Origin of the sequence: Alloalcanivorax gelatiniphagus, from assembly GCF_005938655.1 — a bacterium.
In the GTDB taxonomy this organism is placed as follows: Bacteria; Pseudomonadota; Gammaproteobacteria; order Pseudomonadales; family Alcanivoracaceae; genus Alloalcanivorax; species Alloalcanivorax gelatiniphagus.
In genome coordinates, this window is sequence record NZ_VCQT01000012.1 from 98,900 (window position 1) to 114,748 (window position 15,849).

Below are 15,849 nucleotides of genomic sequence, written 5' to 3' on the forward strand. Positions count from 1 at the left end.
GGTGGCGGCGGCGCGCAGCGGGCATCCACTGCCGCGCCTGGCGGCGCGGCTGTTCAATATCGAGCCGGCGGAGGCGCCGGCGGTGATCGCCGGGCTGGCCCTGTTCTTTCTGCTGTTCACCGGCTATTTCATGCTGCGGCCGGTACGCGAAACCATGGGCGTGGCCGGCGGCGTGGACAACCTGCAGTGGTTGTTCACCGGCACCTTCGTGGCCACCCTGGCGGTGCTGCCCCTGTTCGGCTGGTTGGCCTCGCGGGTGGCGCGCCGGCGTATTCTGCCCGCCGCCTACGGTTTCTTTGTGGTCAATTTGCTGTTGTTCGCCGGGCTGTTCGCGGTGGCCCCGGACCATGTCGGGGTGGCGCGCACCTTCTACATCTGGCTGTCGGTGTTCAATCTGGTGGTGGTGTCGCTGGCCTGGAGCGTGCTGGCGGACGTGTTCAGTATTGCCCAGGGCAAGCGGCTGTTCGGCATCATCGCCGGTGGCGCCAGCCTGGGCGGCTTGGTGGGCCCCGGGCTCGGCACCCTGCTGGTGGTACCGGTGGGGCACGCCGGCCTGGTGCTGCTGGCGGCGCTGCTGCTGGCCGCCAGCGCCGTGGCCGGGATATGGCTGTACCGCTGGCGCGACCGCCATCCATTGCACGACGAGGCGCAACCGGCCCGGGCGGAGCGTGGCCGTGCCCTGGGTGGCAATCCCTTCGACGGCGCCCTGGAGGTGTTGCGCACGCCATTCCTGCTGGGCATTGCTCTGTTCGTGGTGTTGCTGGCCAGTGTCAGCACTTTTCTTTATTTCGAGCAGGCGCGGCTGGTGGCGGAGACCTTTCCGGACCCCACCCGCCAGACTCAGGTGTTCGGGCTGATCGATACGGTGGTGCAGTTTCTCGCCATCCTGACCCAGGTGTTCGTCACCGGACGCCTGGCCCAGCGCCTGGGCATCGGCGTGCTGCTCACCGCGGTGCCGGTGCTGATCGCCGCCGGCTTCCTGTGGCTGGCCCTGTCGCCGGTGTTCTCGGTGTTCGTGGTGATCATGGTGGCGCGCCGGGCCGGCGAGTACGCGCTGGTCCGACCCGGCCGGGAGATGCTGTACACCTCGGTGCCGCCGGAGCAGAAGTACAAGGCCAAGAACTTTATCGACACGGTGGTCTACCGGGGCGGCGACGCGGTCAGCGGCTGGCTGAAACGGGGCCTGGATTTGCTCGGCGAATTGCCCGGGCTGGCCATGTTCATCGGCGCCGGCATCGCCCTGGCCTGGGCCGCCACCGGCCTGTTGTTGGGCCGCGCCGAACGCCGCCGCGAGGCGCGCGGCGAACGTATCGGCTGACCCCGGCCGGGTTTACAGAACCACGCCGCCGGCCACCTCGATGCGTTGCCCGTTGACCCAGCCGTTGCCCGGCGACAGCAGCGCGGCGATGGCGCCGCCGATGTCGTCCGGCAGGCCGACGCGGCCGAGGGCGGTGGCGCCGGCCACCTGGGCGTTGGCCTCCTGGTTGTCACGGATCACGCCGCCACCAAAATCGGTTTCGATGGCGCCCGGGGCCAGGGTATTGACGGCGATACCGCGCTCTCCCAGCTCGTGGGCCAGATAACGGGTCAGCACCTCGATGCCGCCCTTCATGGTGGCGTAGGCGGCGAAGCCCGGCATGCAAAAGCGCGCCAGCCCACTGGAGATATTGACGATGCGCCCGCCATCGGCGATCAGCGGCAGCAATCGCTGGGTCAGGAAGAACGGCCCCTTGAGGTGAATCCGCATCAGGGTGTCGAACTGTTCTTCGCTGGTCTCCGCGAACGGCGTGTTGATGCCGATGCCGGCGTTGTTGATCAGATGGTCGAACCGGTCGGTTTGCCAGGTATCGCGCAGGGCGGCGCGCACCTGCTCAACGAAGTCGGCAAAGCTGTCGCTGTCGGCCACATCCAGGGGCAGGGCCACCGCCCGGCGGCCCTTGGCCCGGATCGCCTCGACCACCTGGTCGGCGGCCTCCCGGTTGCGCTGATAGGTCAGGATCACATCGCTGCCCTGGTCGGCCAGATGCAAGGCCGCGCTGCGGCCCAGGCCGCGACTGGCGCCGGTAATCAATGCAAGGGTCATGGTTCTCTCCGTTCAAATTGGGAAGATGGCGTCCACTTTATTGATTGCCATAAAGCCAATAAATGGGTGAAATCCGTAAAGACTGTTCACTGAATGCGAACAAAGGGGCGTGCGATGGACCGTGTTCAGGATTTACGGGCTTTTGTCCGGGTGGCGGAGTTGGCCAGCTTCACCGTGGCCGCCGAGCAATTGGGGCTGCCCAAGGCCAGTGCCTCCACCGCCGTGAAGCGGCTGGAGGAGGAAATGGGCGTGCTGCTGTTGCAGCGCACCACCCGGCGCGTGGCCCTGACCCTGGAAGGTCGCGCCTTCTACGAACGGACCAAGGATCTGCTGGCCGATCTGGATGATATGGCGTCCATGTTCCAGGTGGGCGGCGATGCCCTGACCGGGCGATTGCGGGTGGACATGCCCAGCTCCACCGCCCGCAAATTCGTGATCCCCCGCTTGCCGGAGTTTCTCGACGCCCACCCGCTGCTGGACCTGGAGCTGAGCGCCACCGACCGGCGCGTGGACCCGGTCCGCGAAGGGTTCGACTGCGTGTTGCGGGTCGGTGACGTGGGCGATGTGAATCTGTTCGCCCGGCGCCTGGGCATGTTCGCCATTGTCAACTGCGCCAGCCCGGCCTATCTGGCCCGCCATGGCACGCCGCGTACCCTGGCGGATCTGGCCGGCCACCGGCTGATCCATTACGTGCCCGGCCTGGGCGGTGGCTCGCCGGGCTTCGAGTACCCCCAGGGGGACGGTTACGCCTCGCTGCCCATGGACGGCGCGCTCACGGTGAACAGCGCGGAAAGCTATGAAGCCGCCTGCCTGGCCGGCCTGGGCATCGTCCAGACTCCGGAGGCGGACCTGCGACCGCACCTGGAGGCCGGCCGTCTGGTGACGGTGCTGCCGGATCTGCGCCCGGAGCCGATGCCGGTGACCCTGCTGTACCCGCAGCGGCGACATTTGCCGCGCCGCACGGCGGTGTTCATGGAGTGGCTGGCGGAGGTGCTGCGGCCCAGCCTGGCGCCGCTTTAACGGTGCCCGGCAAGGACCACCGCACGAATCTTCCAGAATCGGCGCCGGTGCCCGGTGTAAACTCAGGGGCTGCTGCGCGGAGAGCCGTTCATGACCACCTCATCCCAAGGCGATAACTGGGTCCGCGTCGGCCGTGACGCGGACAGCGGCATCGAAACGATCCGCGCCCATTTCGAGGGCCACGCCTACGACCCCCATTGGCACGACACCTATGCGGTGGGCGTCACCGAGCAGGGGGTGCAGCGTTTTCACGTGGGCCGGGTGCGCCATGAAAGCGTGCCGGGCCGAGCCATGCTGCTGGAGCCGGGCCAGGTGCATGATGGCGTGGGCCCGGTGCCCGGCGGCTTCACCTACCGGTTGCTGTATCTGGACCCGGGCTGGTTGCGCGATCAGATGGGCCGCCTGTTCGCCCAGATCCCGGACACCTTCGAACTGAGCTTCGCCGCCACCCTCTGCGACGATCGGCGGGTGACCGGGGCCATCGCCACCGCGTTCGAAGCGCTGCAGGAGGGCGAGATGCGCCTGGTTCGCCAGACCGCGGTGGACCGGCTGCTGGCCCGGCTCACCGACCATGCCCGCTGGCGGACGGCGGCGGATCGGACCCCGCTGGAGCCCTCGCCGGCCCGGCGTGCCCGGGACTATCTGCACGCCCATCTCACCGAGGACCCGGGTCTGGACGACCTGGCCGCCGCCGCCGGGGTGGACCGGTTTCGCCTGTCCCGCTCGTTCAAAGCCGCCTTCGGGGTGCCGCCCCATGCTTATCTGGTGCAGTTGCGGCTGGTGCGCGCCCGCCGCCTGCTGGCGGCGGGCTGGTCACCGGCGGACACGGCGGCGGCGGTGGGGTTCGCCGACCAGAGCCACCTGGGCCGCTGGTTCCGGCGCGCCTACGCCATGACCCCGGCCTACTACCGGCGCCGCACAAAGCTTCCAGACTAGCGGGGAGGGCGGCGGCAAAGTGGCGATTCCTTTCGCTACGTTGACGGCCATGGAATCCCTGTTGCCCTTTATACCCTTCGCGCTGGTCGCCTCGGTGACCCCCGGCCCCACCAATATCCTGGTGCTCGCCTGCGCCTCCCGCCACGGTTTGGTGGCGGCCCTGCCGATGGTGGTGGGCGCCGCCGTCGGCGCCGCCTCGGTGCTGCTGCTGGTGGGCACCGGCCTGGCCCGTCCCCTGGCGGCGCACCCTTCGGTGCGTGTGCTGATGGCGGCGGTGGGGCTGGGCTGGCTGACGGTGCTGGCGGTGCAGCTGTTCCGGGCGGCGCCGGCGGTGAGCCAGGATGATGACGCCCGGCGCGGCCGTCTCGGGCTGATCGCCACCGCCGGCCTGCAATGGATCAACCCCAAGGCGTGGATGATGGCGGTGGCGGCCACCGGGGTGTTCGGCGGAGAAGGCGTGTCGATGACGGTGCTGGCGGGGGTGTTCTTCGTGGTGGCGCTGCCCTGCGTGCTGGTGTGGGCGTTGCTCGGTGCCGGGGCGGCTCGTTGGATTCACGATCCGCGCTGGATGCGGCGGTTCAATCGGGGGATGGCGTTGCTGTTGCTGCTGTCCGCCTGGGTGGCGGTGTTCGGATAGTCGGGATGGTAGTAAAGAGTAGCGGGCTTCGCCGGTCGGCGAAGCCCGCGCGGGGAAGGCGGCTTAGAACTTGAAGCGCGCGCCCACGCCGTAGGTGGAGCCGGTGCCCACGTCGTCGATGTCGTCGTGCAGGTACATGGCGTACAGGTCCAACTGGTTGCTGACGATGTAGTCGTAGCCCGCCGCCCAGGTGTTGCGCTCGTAGTCCACCGCGCCGCTGAAGTCGGAGTTGGCGTAGGAGGCCAGCACGTTGCCGGGACCCGCGGGTACCGCCACGCCGGCTTGCCAGGTGTCGGTGTCCACATCGCCGGCGGTGGTGTCGGTCTCCAGGGTCATGTACTGACCGTACAGGGTGGCCACGCCGAAGTTGTAGGACAGGCCGGCCATGGCCGCGTCCTGGTCGGTGGCGCCGGGAATGTTGCCGCGCTCACCGGCGCCGCCGCCGTTGTCCAGGGTGCCTTCGCGCACGCGCATGGCCGCCACCGTGGCCACCAGACCGCCTTTCCGGTAGATCAGGTTACCGCCCACCTTGTTTTCGCCGCTCTCGCCTTCCTCTTCGCCGAAGGCGTACACCAGGTTGGCCTTCAGGCCACCGAAGCTGGGCGTGGTGTAGTTGATGCTGTCGTTCCAGGTGGTGTCGCCCATCACCGCGCCGCCGTTACCACCGTTGAAGGTGTGCAGCATCATCGGGGAGAACGCGAAGGAGTCCTTCACCGAGTTGGTAACCACCATGGGAATGAAGAACGGCGACTTGGTGCGGCCCGCTTTCAGTTCACCCCAGGTCTTGCTGGACGCGCCGATATAGGCGTTGCGGCCGAAGAATTCGTCGCCTTTGTAGCGGCCTTCCTCGCCGGTGTCCGGGCGCAGGAACATTTCCGCCACGGCCATGAAGGTGACGTCCTCGTTGACCTTGTAGTCCACCCGGGCCCCCAGGAACGAGGTGGACATGCCACCGCCGGCCAGTTGCGCGGTGCTGTCCTGATTGGCGGGCTTTTCGATGCTGCCGGCCCACAGGTCCAACAGACCGTAGAACTTGGCTTGCGGTTGGGCGGCGACGGCGGTGCCGGACAGCAGCAGGCCGCCGGCCAGAGCGGAACCGGCCAGGGTGGCGAAGGTTTTGTTATGACGTTTCATAGCTGGATACCTTTTTAAAAGCACAAACCGCCCCGGGACGCCGCTGAAAGCGCCTTTTTTGATTGTCGCTGGCAAGTAAGACGGGCGGGTTCGCTATCGGATTTTTGTGTGGATGACTCCTGGTTTTTGTCATCGGGCATGCACCGAAAGTGCGCGTCCTTGAGGGTTACTTTGTCGTTATGGTGCACTGTCGGCAATCGTGAAAAAAAGAAAAAGTCCACGATATAGACGATAAGAGTTCATGAATGCAGAAATGAAATAGCACTGAAAAATAAGGGTCCATCGCGCTTTGCCGGGAAATTGATGAGGGAGGTCTTCTCTATCCGGGACGCGAATCTGTGTGGGTGCCTTCCGGGATCGCTCAAGCCCGCAAGCGGTCCGGCCACCCATCACAGATGGGCGGCGTTCGGCGGCGCGCGAAGCAGTGCTTCGCAACACGCTTGCCTCACCCATGGGCGCTCCCGTTTTTGGCATCCCTGCCAAAAAGGGTCCCGGAAGGCACCCACACAGCTCCGCTTCGAGGTAGCGGAACCGTTCCGGGTAAGAACAACGATGAACCAGGGTGGGTGGTGGTGGCGGCTCCGTAGAACTCATTGCGTGGAAGATCACTGCTAAGCGTCTCAGGGCGCGACGCCCTTCCGGGACCCTTGAGAACAGGACGTTCGAAAGGGAGCCCCCATGGACGGGTTCACGGCGTTCCCGGAAGGGCGTCGCGCCCTGAGACGCGCCCCGGCTGGAGAGACTTCCCGCCAAAGCGCGATGAGCCAAAAAAAGGCCCGGTTAAAAAACACCGGGCCGAGGTTTGGGAGAGATTGAATCAGCGTCAGTCGTTGTAACCGAACAGTTCCGCCGGGTTATCGACCAGGATTTTCTGCCGCTCGCCGGCGTCCGGCGCGTAGCGGTAAAGCAGCTCCAGAAGTTCCGCGTCGTTAGGCGGCGGTGACTTGGACAGCGGGTGCGGCCAGTCACTGGCCCAGACCACCCGGTCCGGGGCCGCGTCGATGTAGGCGCGGGCAATCGGCAGCACATCGTTCCAGGGATGACCCTGGGTGGAGATCTTTTCACCCAGTGAAAGCATTACCCAGAAGTTGCCTTTCTTGAGCAGCTCCAGGGTCTTCTGGACATTGGGATCGTTGACGCCCAGGTTGGCGTCGGCGCGGCCCAGATGGTCGATCAGCACCGGGATATCCAGGTTCTCGTACAGCTCAACGCTGCCCAGAATGCCGTCCTTCTCCGGTTGGATCTTCACGTACCAGCCCAGCTCCTTGAGCCGGCCGGCGGCGCGCTGGAATTCCTGCGGTGACAGGCCCACGCCCAGTTCCTTGCGGAAGGTGAAGCGCGCGCCGCGCACGCCGGCGGCGTGCAGCTCCTCGATGTAACCGTCATCCCGCTCCTTGAGCGCGATGGCGTTGGCACAGCCACGGTAGTCCGGGCCGGCCTTTTTCAGGGCGTCCAGCACCACACTGTGATCCGAGCCGTAGGTGGTGGCCTGCACGATCACGCCGCGCTCGATGCCCAGGGCGCGGTGCATTTTCAGCGCCGCGTCGATGGTGGCGGAAGGCATCTTGAACGGCGCGTCCGGACGCGGCGGGTACACCGCCGGATCGCCGAACACATGGAACTGCGAGTCGCAGGTACGCGCCGGCGGCGCTTCCACCGGTGCCCGCGGGTCCGGATTAAAAGGGTAATACTCAGGCATGGTGGCTCCTGCCATTGAACATGGAAGGGCCGCGGGGCGGCCCGTACACGGGAAAGATCAGTCCCTGGCGGTGATCACCGCTAGCACGTCGCACTGAATCAGAAACTTGGATTCCACCGGGTTCTGAATGGCGTGCCGCGCCGGGCGGGAAGCCGGATCGGGGAACATCTTCAGCCACTGCTCATTAAGCACTTCGCGCTGGGAGCGGTCCTGCATCCAGACGGTCATCTTCAGGATGTCGTCGGTGCCGCCGCCGGCGGCCTCGACGATGTTGCGCACGTGCTGGAACATGAACGCGCATTGCGCTTTCAGATCGGCGCCCAGTTCGCCGGTGGCCGGGTCGGTGCCGTTGATTACGCCGGTGGCCATCAGGTCCCCGATCCGGCTGGCCGCCGGGATCGGGTTCTGGTGGGAGAAGCCGGCGCTGTGCACGCTCTGGCGTCGTGACATTGTTGCGTTCCTTCTCGGTAAAAGCGGCTTAGCGGTGGATATTGGCGCCGCGAATCAGGGTGCCCCAGCGGTCGTATTCCTTCTGCAGGAACGACTTGAAATCGGGCACGCTCATGGCGCGGGCGTCGGCGCCGGCGGTTTCGAATTTTTTCACCACCGCCGGGTCGGCGAGAACTTTTGCCAGCGCCTGGTTGAGTTCGTTGACGATCTTGTCCGGGGTGCCGGCGGGGGCGAACAGGCCGGTGAAGGTTTCCGATACCGCATCCGAGTAGCCCAGCTCTTTCAGGGTGGGCACGTCGGGCAGGGCGGGCAGGCGCTCCGGAGAAGTCACCGCCAGGGCGGTCAGTTTGCCGCTGGTCACGTACTGCTTGGCCACGGTGAGCTGATCAAAGTTGAAGTCCACGCGGCCGCCGAGCAGGTCGGTGGTGGCGGGGGCGTTGCCCTTGTAGTGCACGGTCAGCCACTCGGTTTTCAGCAGGCGCTGCATCATTTCGCTGATCAGGTGGTTCTGGGTGCCGGCGCCGGGGGAGGCCATGGCCAGTTCACCGGGGTGTTCCTGGGCGTACTTGAACAGTTGCTCGGCGCTTTTCATGCCCAGCTCCGGATTGCTTTGCAGCACCAGCGGCACGAACGAGATCGAGCCGATCGGCGCGAAATCGTCCTTCCAGTAGTAGTTGTCCTTGCGGAACAGCATGGGGCTGAACAGCACCGGGCCGTTGGGGGCCACGAACAGGGTGTAGCCGTCCGGGTCGGACTTGACCACGTAGGAGGCGGCGATCATGCCACCGGCGCCGGGGCGGTTTTCCACCACGAACGGTTGGCCGAATTCCTTTTCCAGACCGTCTGCCACGATGCGCGCGGCCAGGTCCACGTTACCGCCGGGCGGGTAGGGCACCACCAGGTGAACGGGTTTGGAGGGCCAGTCCGCGGCCTGGGCGCCCACGCCCAGGCACAGCAGCATCAACAGGGTGGTCAAACGTTGGAATAAACGCATGGTTTTTATTCTCCGTTCTCTGTCCGGCGTCCGTGTTCGGCGCCGGTTTCAATTGGAAGGTGCGGGTGAATGAATACTTTCCGGAATCCGCCGCCGGGGCGGCAACCGTTAAATTCCCGGAAGGTCCACATAATGGACGCAGGCGTTCATCACCGGATCGGCATGGACCGCAGGATACTCTGAAAGGTGCTTATACGGGGGCTGGCCCGGAATCGGTTATGGTTGAAACGTCCACATAGTGGACACTATTGTCAGCGCCATGTTGATTCGCCACAGGCTCCCTCTTAGCTTTCCTGCTAGCCCATCGAGCGGCCGGTCGACTTCCAGGAGAATAAATATGCAAATCGACACCGATTCCCTGTCGCCACAGGAATGCTATCGATTGATCAGCGGCATCGTGGTGCCCAGACCGATAGCCTGGATCACCACCCAGTCCGCCGACGGCGTGGTCAACCTGGCGCCCTTCAGCTGTTTCACCTTCGTGTCCAACAGCCCGCTGATGGTGGGTATCAACATCGGCCGCAAGGCCGGCCGTGAAAAGGACACCGCCCGTAATATCCGGGCCCTGGACCAGTTCGTGGTCAATATCGCCGACTGGACCATGGTCGAGGACGTGCACGCCAGCGCGGTGGAATACGACGCCCATGAAAGCGAAGTGGAAAGCCTGGGCCTGACGGTGCTGCCGTCGGAAACGGTGACGCCGCCGCGCCTGGAAAAAGCGCCGATCAGCCTGGAATGCCTACTGCACAGCGTGACCGGTTACGGCAACACCGGCGCCGAGTTCTTCGTCGGCCGGGTGACCCGCATCCATGTCAGCGACCGGCTCTACGAAAACGGCCGCATCGACACCCGCGCCCTGCAGCCGGTGTGCCGCATCGCCGGCGCCAACTACGCCACCCTGGGTGAGATCCGCCAGCTCAAGCCGGTGTCACAGACGCCCAAGAGCGTCATCGAGCCGGAATCATGAACGCCGGCGACGGTCTTCCGCCGGACACCGAGCTGGGGGAACCGACCCGGACCGAAGCCGGGGAGGGCGGTAAAACCCTGGGCGCGCGCAGCATCCGCCGGGCGGTGGCGATTCTGCGCATCCTCGCCACCGGGCAGGAACACGGCGTGCGGATCACCGATATCGTCCAGCAGACCGGCCTCAACCGCCCCACGGTGCACCGCATCCTGCGCGTGCTGATCGAGGAAGAGGCGGTGGAGCAGGACCCCAATACCCGCCGCTACATGGTGGGCCCGGAAGTGTCCCTGCTGGGCCTGTCCCGGGCCGCCCGGGTGCCGGTGAAATCGGTGGCCGAGCCCTACCTGCGGCACATCGCCGAACAATGCGGCGACAGCGTGTTTCTCACCATCCGCAGCGGTTTCGATTCCATCTGCGTGGACCGCAAGACCGGCAATTACCCGGTCAAGGTGCTGTCCATCGAGGTGGGTGCCCGCCGCCCCCTGGGGGTGAGCGTATCCGGCCTGGTGCTGATGGCCTTCGCCGAGCCGGATGACTGCGAGGAAGTGCTGCTCGGCAACGAGCAACGGCTGGTCAGCCACGGCCTGGAACTGGACCTGGTTCGCCGCCGCATCACCGAGACCCGCTCCCTGGGCTACGCCTACAGCGAGGTGGGCGTGGTGCCGGGCACCCGCGCCCTGGCGCTGCCGGTATTCGATGCCGAGCAGCAGCTGGTGGCCTCGGTGGCGGTGTCCGCCATGTCCGACCGGCTCAGCCCGGAGCGCCTGGCCATCCTGGTGCCGCTGATCCGCCGTCAAACCGAACTGATCGCCCAGCGACTGAACGAAATTCAGACCCGCCGCCGTTAACGTTTTCAGGAGATACCATGACATCCGTGACTCTGCGCCCGGGAGGGCCCCTGCTGAGCGGTGCCGTCTACGGCTGCCTGCTCAATGTCCAGGAAGAACTGGACCGGCTCGGTGACGCCATCAACGAAGCGCCCTACAACGGCGCGCCCACCGGCCCGGTAATGTACGTGAAAACCCCGAACACCCAGATCGCCGCCGGTGAACCGGTACCGATCCCCGCCGACGTGGACCAGGTGCGCGTGGGCGCCACCCTGGGCGTGGTGATCAAGAACACCCTGACCCGCGCCAGCGCCGACCAGGCCCGCGCCGCCATCGCCGGCTACACCCTGGTCAATGACGTGACCGTGCCCCACGAGAGCCTGTTCCGGCAGCCGCTCAAGCAGAAATGCCGGGACGGCTTCTGCCCGATTGGCCCGAATCTGGTGGACGCCGCCGATCTGCCCGACCCGGATGGTCTCACCGTGCGCGCTCTGGTCAACGGCGAATGCCGCCAGCAATGGCGGCTGGCCGAACTGGTACGGCCGGTGGCCACGCTGCTCGCCGACCTCTCCGATTACACCAGCCTGTACCCCGGTGATCTGATCCTGGTGGGGGTGTCCCCGGACGCGCCCCTGGCCGGCGCCGGCGATACCGTGGCGGTGGAGATCGACGGCCTGGGTCGTCTTGAAAATCCGTTGGTCCGCGAAGGGGAGAACGCCCGATGAAACAAGCCCGAATCGCATTCGAAGGCCGCGTGCAGCAGGCCTGGGAAGACAACGGCAAGCTGCGTCTGGCGGACGGCCGCCGGGTGGAGGAAACCGAGGTGGTGTGGCTGCCGCCGGTGACCCCGGGCACGATCCTGGCGCTGGGGCTGAACTACGCCGACCACGCCGCCGAGATCGCTTCCAAGGCGCCGGAGGAACCGATGGTGTTCCTGAAGGGCGCCAACACCCTGGTCGGCCACCGCGCGTTCACGCCGCGCCCCGTGGACGCCACCAATATGCACTATGAGTGCGAGCTGGCCATCGTGGTCGGCAAGCCGGCGCGCAACGTGGCCAAGGCGGACGCCTACGACTACATCGCCGGCTACACCGTGGCCAACGACTACGCGGTGCGCAACTACCTGGAAGGGTTCTACCGGCCCAACTTCCGCATCAAGAGCCGTGACAACTGCACCCCCATCGGCCCCTGGCTGGTGGACGCGGCGGACATTCCCGATCCCATGAACCTGCGCCTGACCACCCGCGTCAACGGCGAGACCACCCAGGAAGGTTCCACCAAGGACATGATTTTCGACGTGCCGTTCCTGATCGAATACTTCAGCGGCTTCATGACCCTGCGGCCCGGCGACGTGATTCTCACCGGCACGCCCAAGGGCACCGTCAACGTGATGCCCGGCGACGAGGTGGTCACGGAAATCGAGGGCATTGGCGCCCTGCACAACACCATTATCGAGAGGAAGCCCTGATGTCCGCACAGACCAAACTCGATGACGCCGCCATCCGCGATGCGGCGGAGCGCCTCGACCGCGCCGAGCAGGAACGCACCCAGATCGACCATCTGACCCTGCAATACCCGGAGATCGGCTTCGCCGAGGCCTACGCCATCCAGCGCCAGTGGGTAGACATGAAAGTGGCCCGTGGCCGCCGGGTGATGGGCCACAAAATCGGCCTCACCTCCCGGGCCATGCAGCTGTCCGCGCGCATCGACGAGCCGGACTACGGCGTGCTGCTCGACGACATGTTGTTCGAGGACAACGCGGAAATTCCGGTGGACCGGTTTATCGTGCCGCGCCTGGAAGTGGAGCTGGCATTCGTGCTGGAACGGGATCTCACCGGCCCGGACTGCACCGTGCTGGACGTGATGCGTGCCACCGAGTACGTGATCCCGGCGCTGGAAATCATCGACGCCCGGGTGCGTCAGGTGGACCCGGCCAGCGGTGCCCCGCGCAAGGTGTTCGACACCATTTCCGACAACGCCGCCAACGCTGGCGTGGTGCTGGGCGGGCGCACCATTCGTCCGTTCGACATGGACCTGCGCTGGAGCGCGGCGGTGTGCAGCCGCAACGGCCTGGTGGAGGAAACCGGCGTGGCCGCCGGCGTGCTCGGCCACCCGGCCAAGGGCATCGCCTGGCTGGCCAACAAGCTGGCCCCCCATGGCGTCACCCTGAAAGCCGGCGAGATCGTGCTGGCCGGTTCCTTCACCCGTCCGGTGGCAGCGTCCGCCGGCGATACCTTCCACGTGGACTACGGCCCGCTCGGCGCGCTGGGTCTGCGCTTCGTCTGACAGGAGGCGGTTATGGATCTTCCGGTCAATTCCTTCAAGCAGGCACTGCTGCAAGGCCGCACCCAGATCGGCCTGTGGTGCGCCCTGGCCAATGGCTACGGCACCGAGATCGCCGCCGGCGCCGGTTTCGACTGGTTGCTGATCGACGGCGAGCACGGCCCCAACGATGTGCGCTCGATCCTCGACCAGCTGCAGGCGGTGGCGCCGTATCCGACGCACCCGGTGGTGCGCCCGGTGAACGGCGACGCCGACACCCTCAAGCCGCTGCTGGACGCCGGCGTGCAGACCTTTCTGGTACCGATGGTGGAAAGCGCCGAGCAGGCCCGCGCCATCGTCGAGGCCACCCGCTACCCGCCCCATGGCCGTCGCGGCGTGGGCGCCGGCCTGGCGCGGGCCTCGCGCTGGGGCCGGGTGCCGGACTACGTACACCACTGCCACGAACAATTGTGCGTGCTGCTGCAGGTGGAAAGTCGCGCCGGCCTGGACAACCTGGATGAGATCGCCGCCGTGAACGGGGTCGATGGCGTGTTTATCGGCGCCGCCGACCTGGGCGCGGACATGGGCTACCTGGGCCAGCCCGGTCATCCGGAGGTCAACGCCGCCCTGCTGGACGCCTTCAAACGCATCCAGGCGGCGGGCAAGCCCGCCGGCGCTCTCACCGTCAACGAGGACCTGGCCCGGGAGCATCTCGCCGCCGGTTGCCGGTTTCTCGCCGTGGGCGCGGATGCCGCCCTGCTGGCGCGGGCCACGGACGCCCTGTCGCGCCGTTTCAAGGACCATTTGTCGCCGTCTCAGGCCGGCGGTTACTGACTCTATTCTCACAACGCGCATGGCGCCTCGGAGGAGAATAATAAATGGCTCGTTCCATTAACTGGTTGCAGGTGAGCGCGGCGCTGCTGCTCGGCCTGTTTGGCCTCTATGTGATTGTCCAGGGCAGTGGCTACGACATGGGTTCGTTGCGCCGCATGGGTCCCGGTTTTTTCCCGGTGATGATCGGCTCGGTACTTTTGCTGTTCGCCACGCTGCTGGTGCTGGAAGTGTGGCATTCGGAAAGAAGCGAAGAGCAATTCTGGATTCCGCGCCCCATTCTCACCATCAGCGCCGGTTTCGTGGCGTTCGCCGCCTTGCTGGAGCGGGCCGGGCTGGTGCCCGCCACGGCGGCGCTGGTGTTGCTGGTGTCGCTGGCGGAAAAGCCGGTGCGGCCGGTGGCGGCGGTGGCCACCGCGGTGGGGCTGAGTGTGCTCGGCGTCCTGGTGTTCATTTACGGCTTCGGCATTCCGGTGGCCCCGTTCGAGTGGTGATTTGATGGATATCCTTCACAATCTGGCGCTCGGCGCCGAGGTCGCGTTTTCCTGGCAGGGCCTGCTGTTCTGTTTCGTCGGTGTGCTGGTCGGCACCTTCGTGGGCGTGCTGCCCGGTATCGGTCCGCTGGCGGCGATTTCCCTGGCGCTGCCGATGACCTATTACCTGTCTCCGCCGATCGCGCTGATCATGCTGGCGGGGATTTTCTACGGTGCCCAGTACGGCGGCTCCATCGCCGCCATTCTGCTTAACCTGCCCGGCACGGCGTCGGCGGCGGTCACCTGTATCGACGGCAACCAGATGACCAAGCAGGGGCGCGCCGGCGTGGCCCTGTTCACCGCCGCCATCTCTTCGTTCTGCGGTGGCATCGTGGCGATTTTCATGGTGCTGGGGTTCACGCCCATGATCGCGTCCTTCGCCACGGATTTCGGCGCGGTGGACTATTTCTCGATCATGCTGCTGGGCCTGGTGGCGGCGTCCACCCTGTCCGTGGGCTCGCCGCTCAAGGGCATGACCATGGTGATGCTGGGCATCGCCCTGGGGCTGGTGGGCACCGACGACACCTCCGGCACCGAGCGCTTTACCTTCGGCGTGCTGGCGCTGTCCGACGGCATCAGTCTGGTGGCCCTGGCCATGGGGCTGTTCGGGGTGGGCGAGATCCTCGCCAACCTGGGCCAGGAAAAACGCTCCCCGCTCAAGGCCAGTGGCCTGACCTTCAAATCCATGCTGCCCAAACGGCACGAATGGAACGGCCTGTGGAAGACCATCCTGCGCGGTTCCGGCATTGGCGCCTTCGTCGGCGCGCTGCCCGGCTCCGGTCCGGCGATTGCCGCCTTCATGGCCTATGCGGCGGAAAAGAAACTGGCCAAGAATCCGGAGAATTTCGGCAAGGGCGAAGTGCGCGGCGTGGCTTCTCCGGAATCCGCCAACAACGCGGCGGTGCAGGCGGCGTTCATTCCCACCCTGAGTCTGGGCATTCCCGGCGACGCGGTCATGGCGGTGCTGCTCGGCGCCATGATCCTGCACGGTATTTCGCCCGGGCCGGAACTGGTGACCAGTAATCCGGAGATGTTCTGGGGCCTGGTGGTGAGCTTTGGCGTGGGCAACATCATGCTGCTGGTGCTGAACCTGCCGCTGATCCGGGTGTGGGTGCGCATGTTGTCGATTCCCTACCATGTGCTGTACCCGGCCATGCTGTTCTTTATCTGCATCGGCGTGTTCTCGGTGCGCTCCAGCGTGTTCGATATCTACACCGCGCTGTTCTTCGGGGTGGTCGGCTACTTCCTGATCCGCTTGAAATTCCCGGCGGCGCCGTTGCTGCTCGGCTTTATTCTCGGGCCGATGATGGAAGTGCATTTCCGCCGTGGTTTGCTGTTGGCCCGGGGTGACTACATGGCCTTCGTTGACAGCGTGCCCAGCACCATTTTCCTGATTCTTACCGCGCTGTTCCTGGTGCTGCCGCTGTGGGCCGCGTTCCGCAAGCGCACCGCGCGCGCGGCCAACCTGGGAGATTGATC

General features: G+C 66.0%; 17 protein-coding genes. 12 read left to right on the forward strand and 5 right to left on the reverse strand.

The features are described 5' to 3' along the window. Position 1: 1 nt before the first annotated feature. Positions 2-1,318 carry an NTP/NDP exchange transporter gene (locus FGS76_RS02430; RefSeq protein ID WP_138771029.1) on the forward strand — a complete coding sequence of 439 codons (1,317 nt, stop codon included), beginning with the start codon at positions 2-4 and terminating at the stop codon, positions 1,316-1,318. A gap of 12 nt (positions 1,319-1,330) precedes the next feature. Here FGS76_RS02430 and FGS76_RS02435 read toward each other — a convergent pair whose 3' ends face one another. Continuing rightward, on the reverse strand, positions 1,331-2,083 hold the full coding sequence (locus tag FGS76_RS02435) for an SDR family NAD(P)-dependent oxidoreductase (protein ID WP_138771030.1): 753 nt from the start codon (positions 2,081-2,083) through the stop codon (positions 1,331-1,333). 114 nt (positions 2,084-2,197) lie between these two features. Here FGS76_RS02435 and FGS76_RS02440 point away from each other — a divergent pair, with 114 nt between their 5' ends. From FGS76_RS02440 to FGS76_RS02450, 3 genes are all read left to right on the forward strand, one after another. Further along, a complete protein-coding gene (locus tag FGS76_RS02440; protein ID WP_138771031.1) occupies positions 2,198-3,103 on the forward strand; it encodes a LysR family transcriptional regulator in 906 nt (301 codons plus the stop codon). A gap of 90 nt (positions 3,104-3,193) precedes the next feature. Then, on the forward strand, positions 3,194-4,039 hold the full coding sequence (locus tag FGS76_RS02445) for an AraC family transcriptional regulator (RefSeq protein ID WP_138771032.1): 846 nt from the start codon (positions 3,194-3,196) through the stop codon (positions 4,037-4,039). Positions 4,040-4,088: 49 nt separating this feature from the next. Continuing rightward, a complete protein-coding gene (locus FGS76_RS02450; RefSeq protein ID WP_138771033.1) occupies positions 4,089-4,676 on the forward strand; it encodes a LysE family translocator in 588 nt (195 codons plus the stop codon). A 63-nt stretch (positions 4,677-4,739) separates the two neighbouring features. Here FGS76_RS02450 and FGS76_RS02455 read toward each other — a convergent pair whose 3' ends face one another. The 4 genes from FGS76_RS02455 to FGS76_RS02470 form a co-directional block, all read right to left on the reverse strand. After that, positions 4,740-5,810: a porin gene (locus FGS76_RS02455; RefSeq protein WP_138771034.1), complete on the reverse strand. Its 1,071-nt coding sequence runs from the start codon at positions 5,808-5,810 to the stop codon at positions 4,740-4,742. Positions 5,811-6,633: 823 nt separating this feature from the next. Further along, the gene (locus FGS76_RS02460) at positions 6,634-7,509 is read right to left on the reverse strand and encodes an amidohydrolase family protein (RefSeq protein WP_138771035.1); all 876 of its coding nucleotides are present in this window, start codon (positions 7,507-7,509) and stop codon (positions 6,634-6,636) included. A 57-nt stretch (positions 7,510-7,566) separates the two neighbouring features. Next, entirely contained in the window at positions 7,567-7,959 is a 393-nt protein-coding gene (locus FGS76_RS02465; protein WP_138771036.1) for a RidA family protein, read from the reverse strand. Between the two features lie 28 nt (positions 7,960-7,987). Then, positions 7,988-8,953 carry a Bug family tripartite tricarboxylate transporter substrate binding protein gene (locus tag FGS76_RS02470; RefSeq protein WP_138771037.1) on the reverse strand — a complete coding sequence of 322 codons (966 nt, stop codon included), beginning with the start codon at positions 8,951-8,953 and terminating at the stop codon, positions 7,988-7,990. A gap of 337 nt (positions 8,954-9,290) precedes the next feature. On the opposite strand from FGS76_RS02470, the gene FGS76_RS02475 reads away from it, so the two are divergent. From FGS76_RS02475 to FGS76_RS02510, 8 genes are read left to right on the forward strand one after another with little or no spacing between them, the layout of a single operon-like run. Continuing rightward, positions 9,291-9,920, forward strand: a complete 630-nt coding sequence (locus FGS76_RS02475; protein WP_138771038.1) for a flavin reductase family protein — start codon at positions 9,291-9,293, stop codon at positions 9,918-9,920. Continuing rightward, complete coding sequence (locus FGS76_RS02480; RefSeq protein ID WP_138771039.1) at positions 9,917-10,765, forward strand: IclR family transcriptional regulator; 849 nt, start codon at positions 9,917-9,919, stop codon at positions 10,763-10,765. Before FGS76_RS02475 ends, FGS76_RS02480 begins: the two co-directional genes overlap by 4 nt. A gap of 17 nt (positions 10,766-10,782) precedes the next feature. Beyond that, positions 10,783-11,469, forward strand: coding sequence for a fumarylacetoacetate hydrolase family protein (locus FGS76_RS02485; protein WP_138771040.1), 687 nt, complete (start codon positions 10,783-10,785; stop codon positions 11,467-11,469). Further along, positions 11,466-12,212 carry a fumarylacetoacetate hydrolase family protein gene (locus tag FGS76_RS02490; RefSeq protein WP_138771041.1) on the forward strand — a complete coding sequence of 249 codons (747 nt, stop codon included), beginning with the start codon at positions 11,466-11,468 and terminating at the stop codon, positions 12,210-12,212. Before FGS76_RS02485 ends, FGS76_RS02490 begins: the two co-directional genes overlap by 4 nt. Further along, positions 12,212-13,030 (forward strand): 2-oxo-hept-4-ene-1,7-dioate hydratase, encoded by an 819-nt coding sequence (gene hpaH / locus FGS76_RS02495; RefSeq protein ID WP_138771042.1) that lies wholly within the window; start codon positions 12,212-12,214, stop codon positions 13,028-13,030. Before FGS76_RS02490 ends, hpaH begins: the two co-directional genes overlap by 1 nt. A gap of 12 nt (positions 13,031-13,042) precedes the next feature. Further along, complete coding sequence (gene hpaI, locus FGS76_RS02500) at positions 13,043-13,840, forward strand: 4-hydroxy-2-oxoheptanedioate aldolase (protein ID WP_138771043.1); 798 nt, start codon at positions 13,043-13,045, stop codon at positions 13,838-13,840. 44 nt (positions 13,841-13,884) lie between these two features. Next, entirely contained in the window at positions 13,885-14,331 is a 447-nt protein-coding gene (locus FGS76_RS02505; RefSeq protein ID WP_138771044.1) for a tripartite tricarboxylate transporter TctB family protein, read from the forward strand. A 4-nt stretch (positions 14,332-14,335) separates the two neighbouring features. After that, positions 14,336-15,847 carry a tripartite tricarboxylate transporter permease gene (locus FGS76_RS02510; RefSeq protein ID WP_138771045.1) on the forward strand — a complete coding sequence of 504 codons (1,512 nt, stop codon included), beginning with the start codon at positions 14,336-14,338 and terminating at the stop codon, positions 15,845-15,847. Positions 15,848-15,849 lie beyond the last annotated feature (2 nt).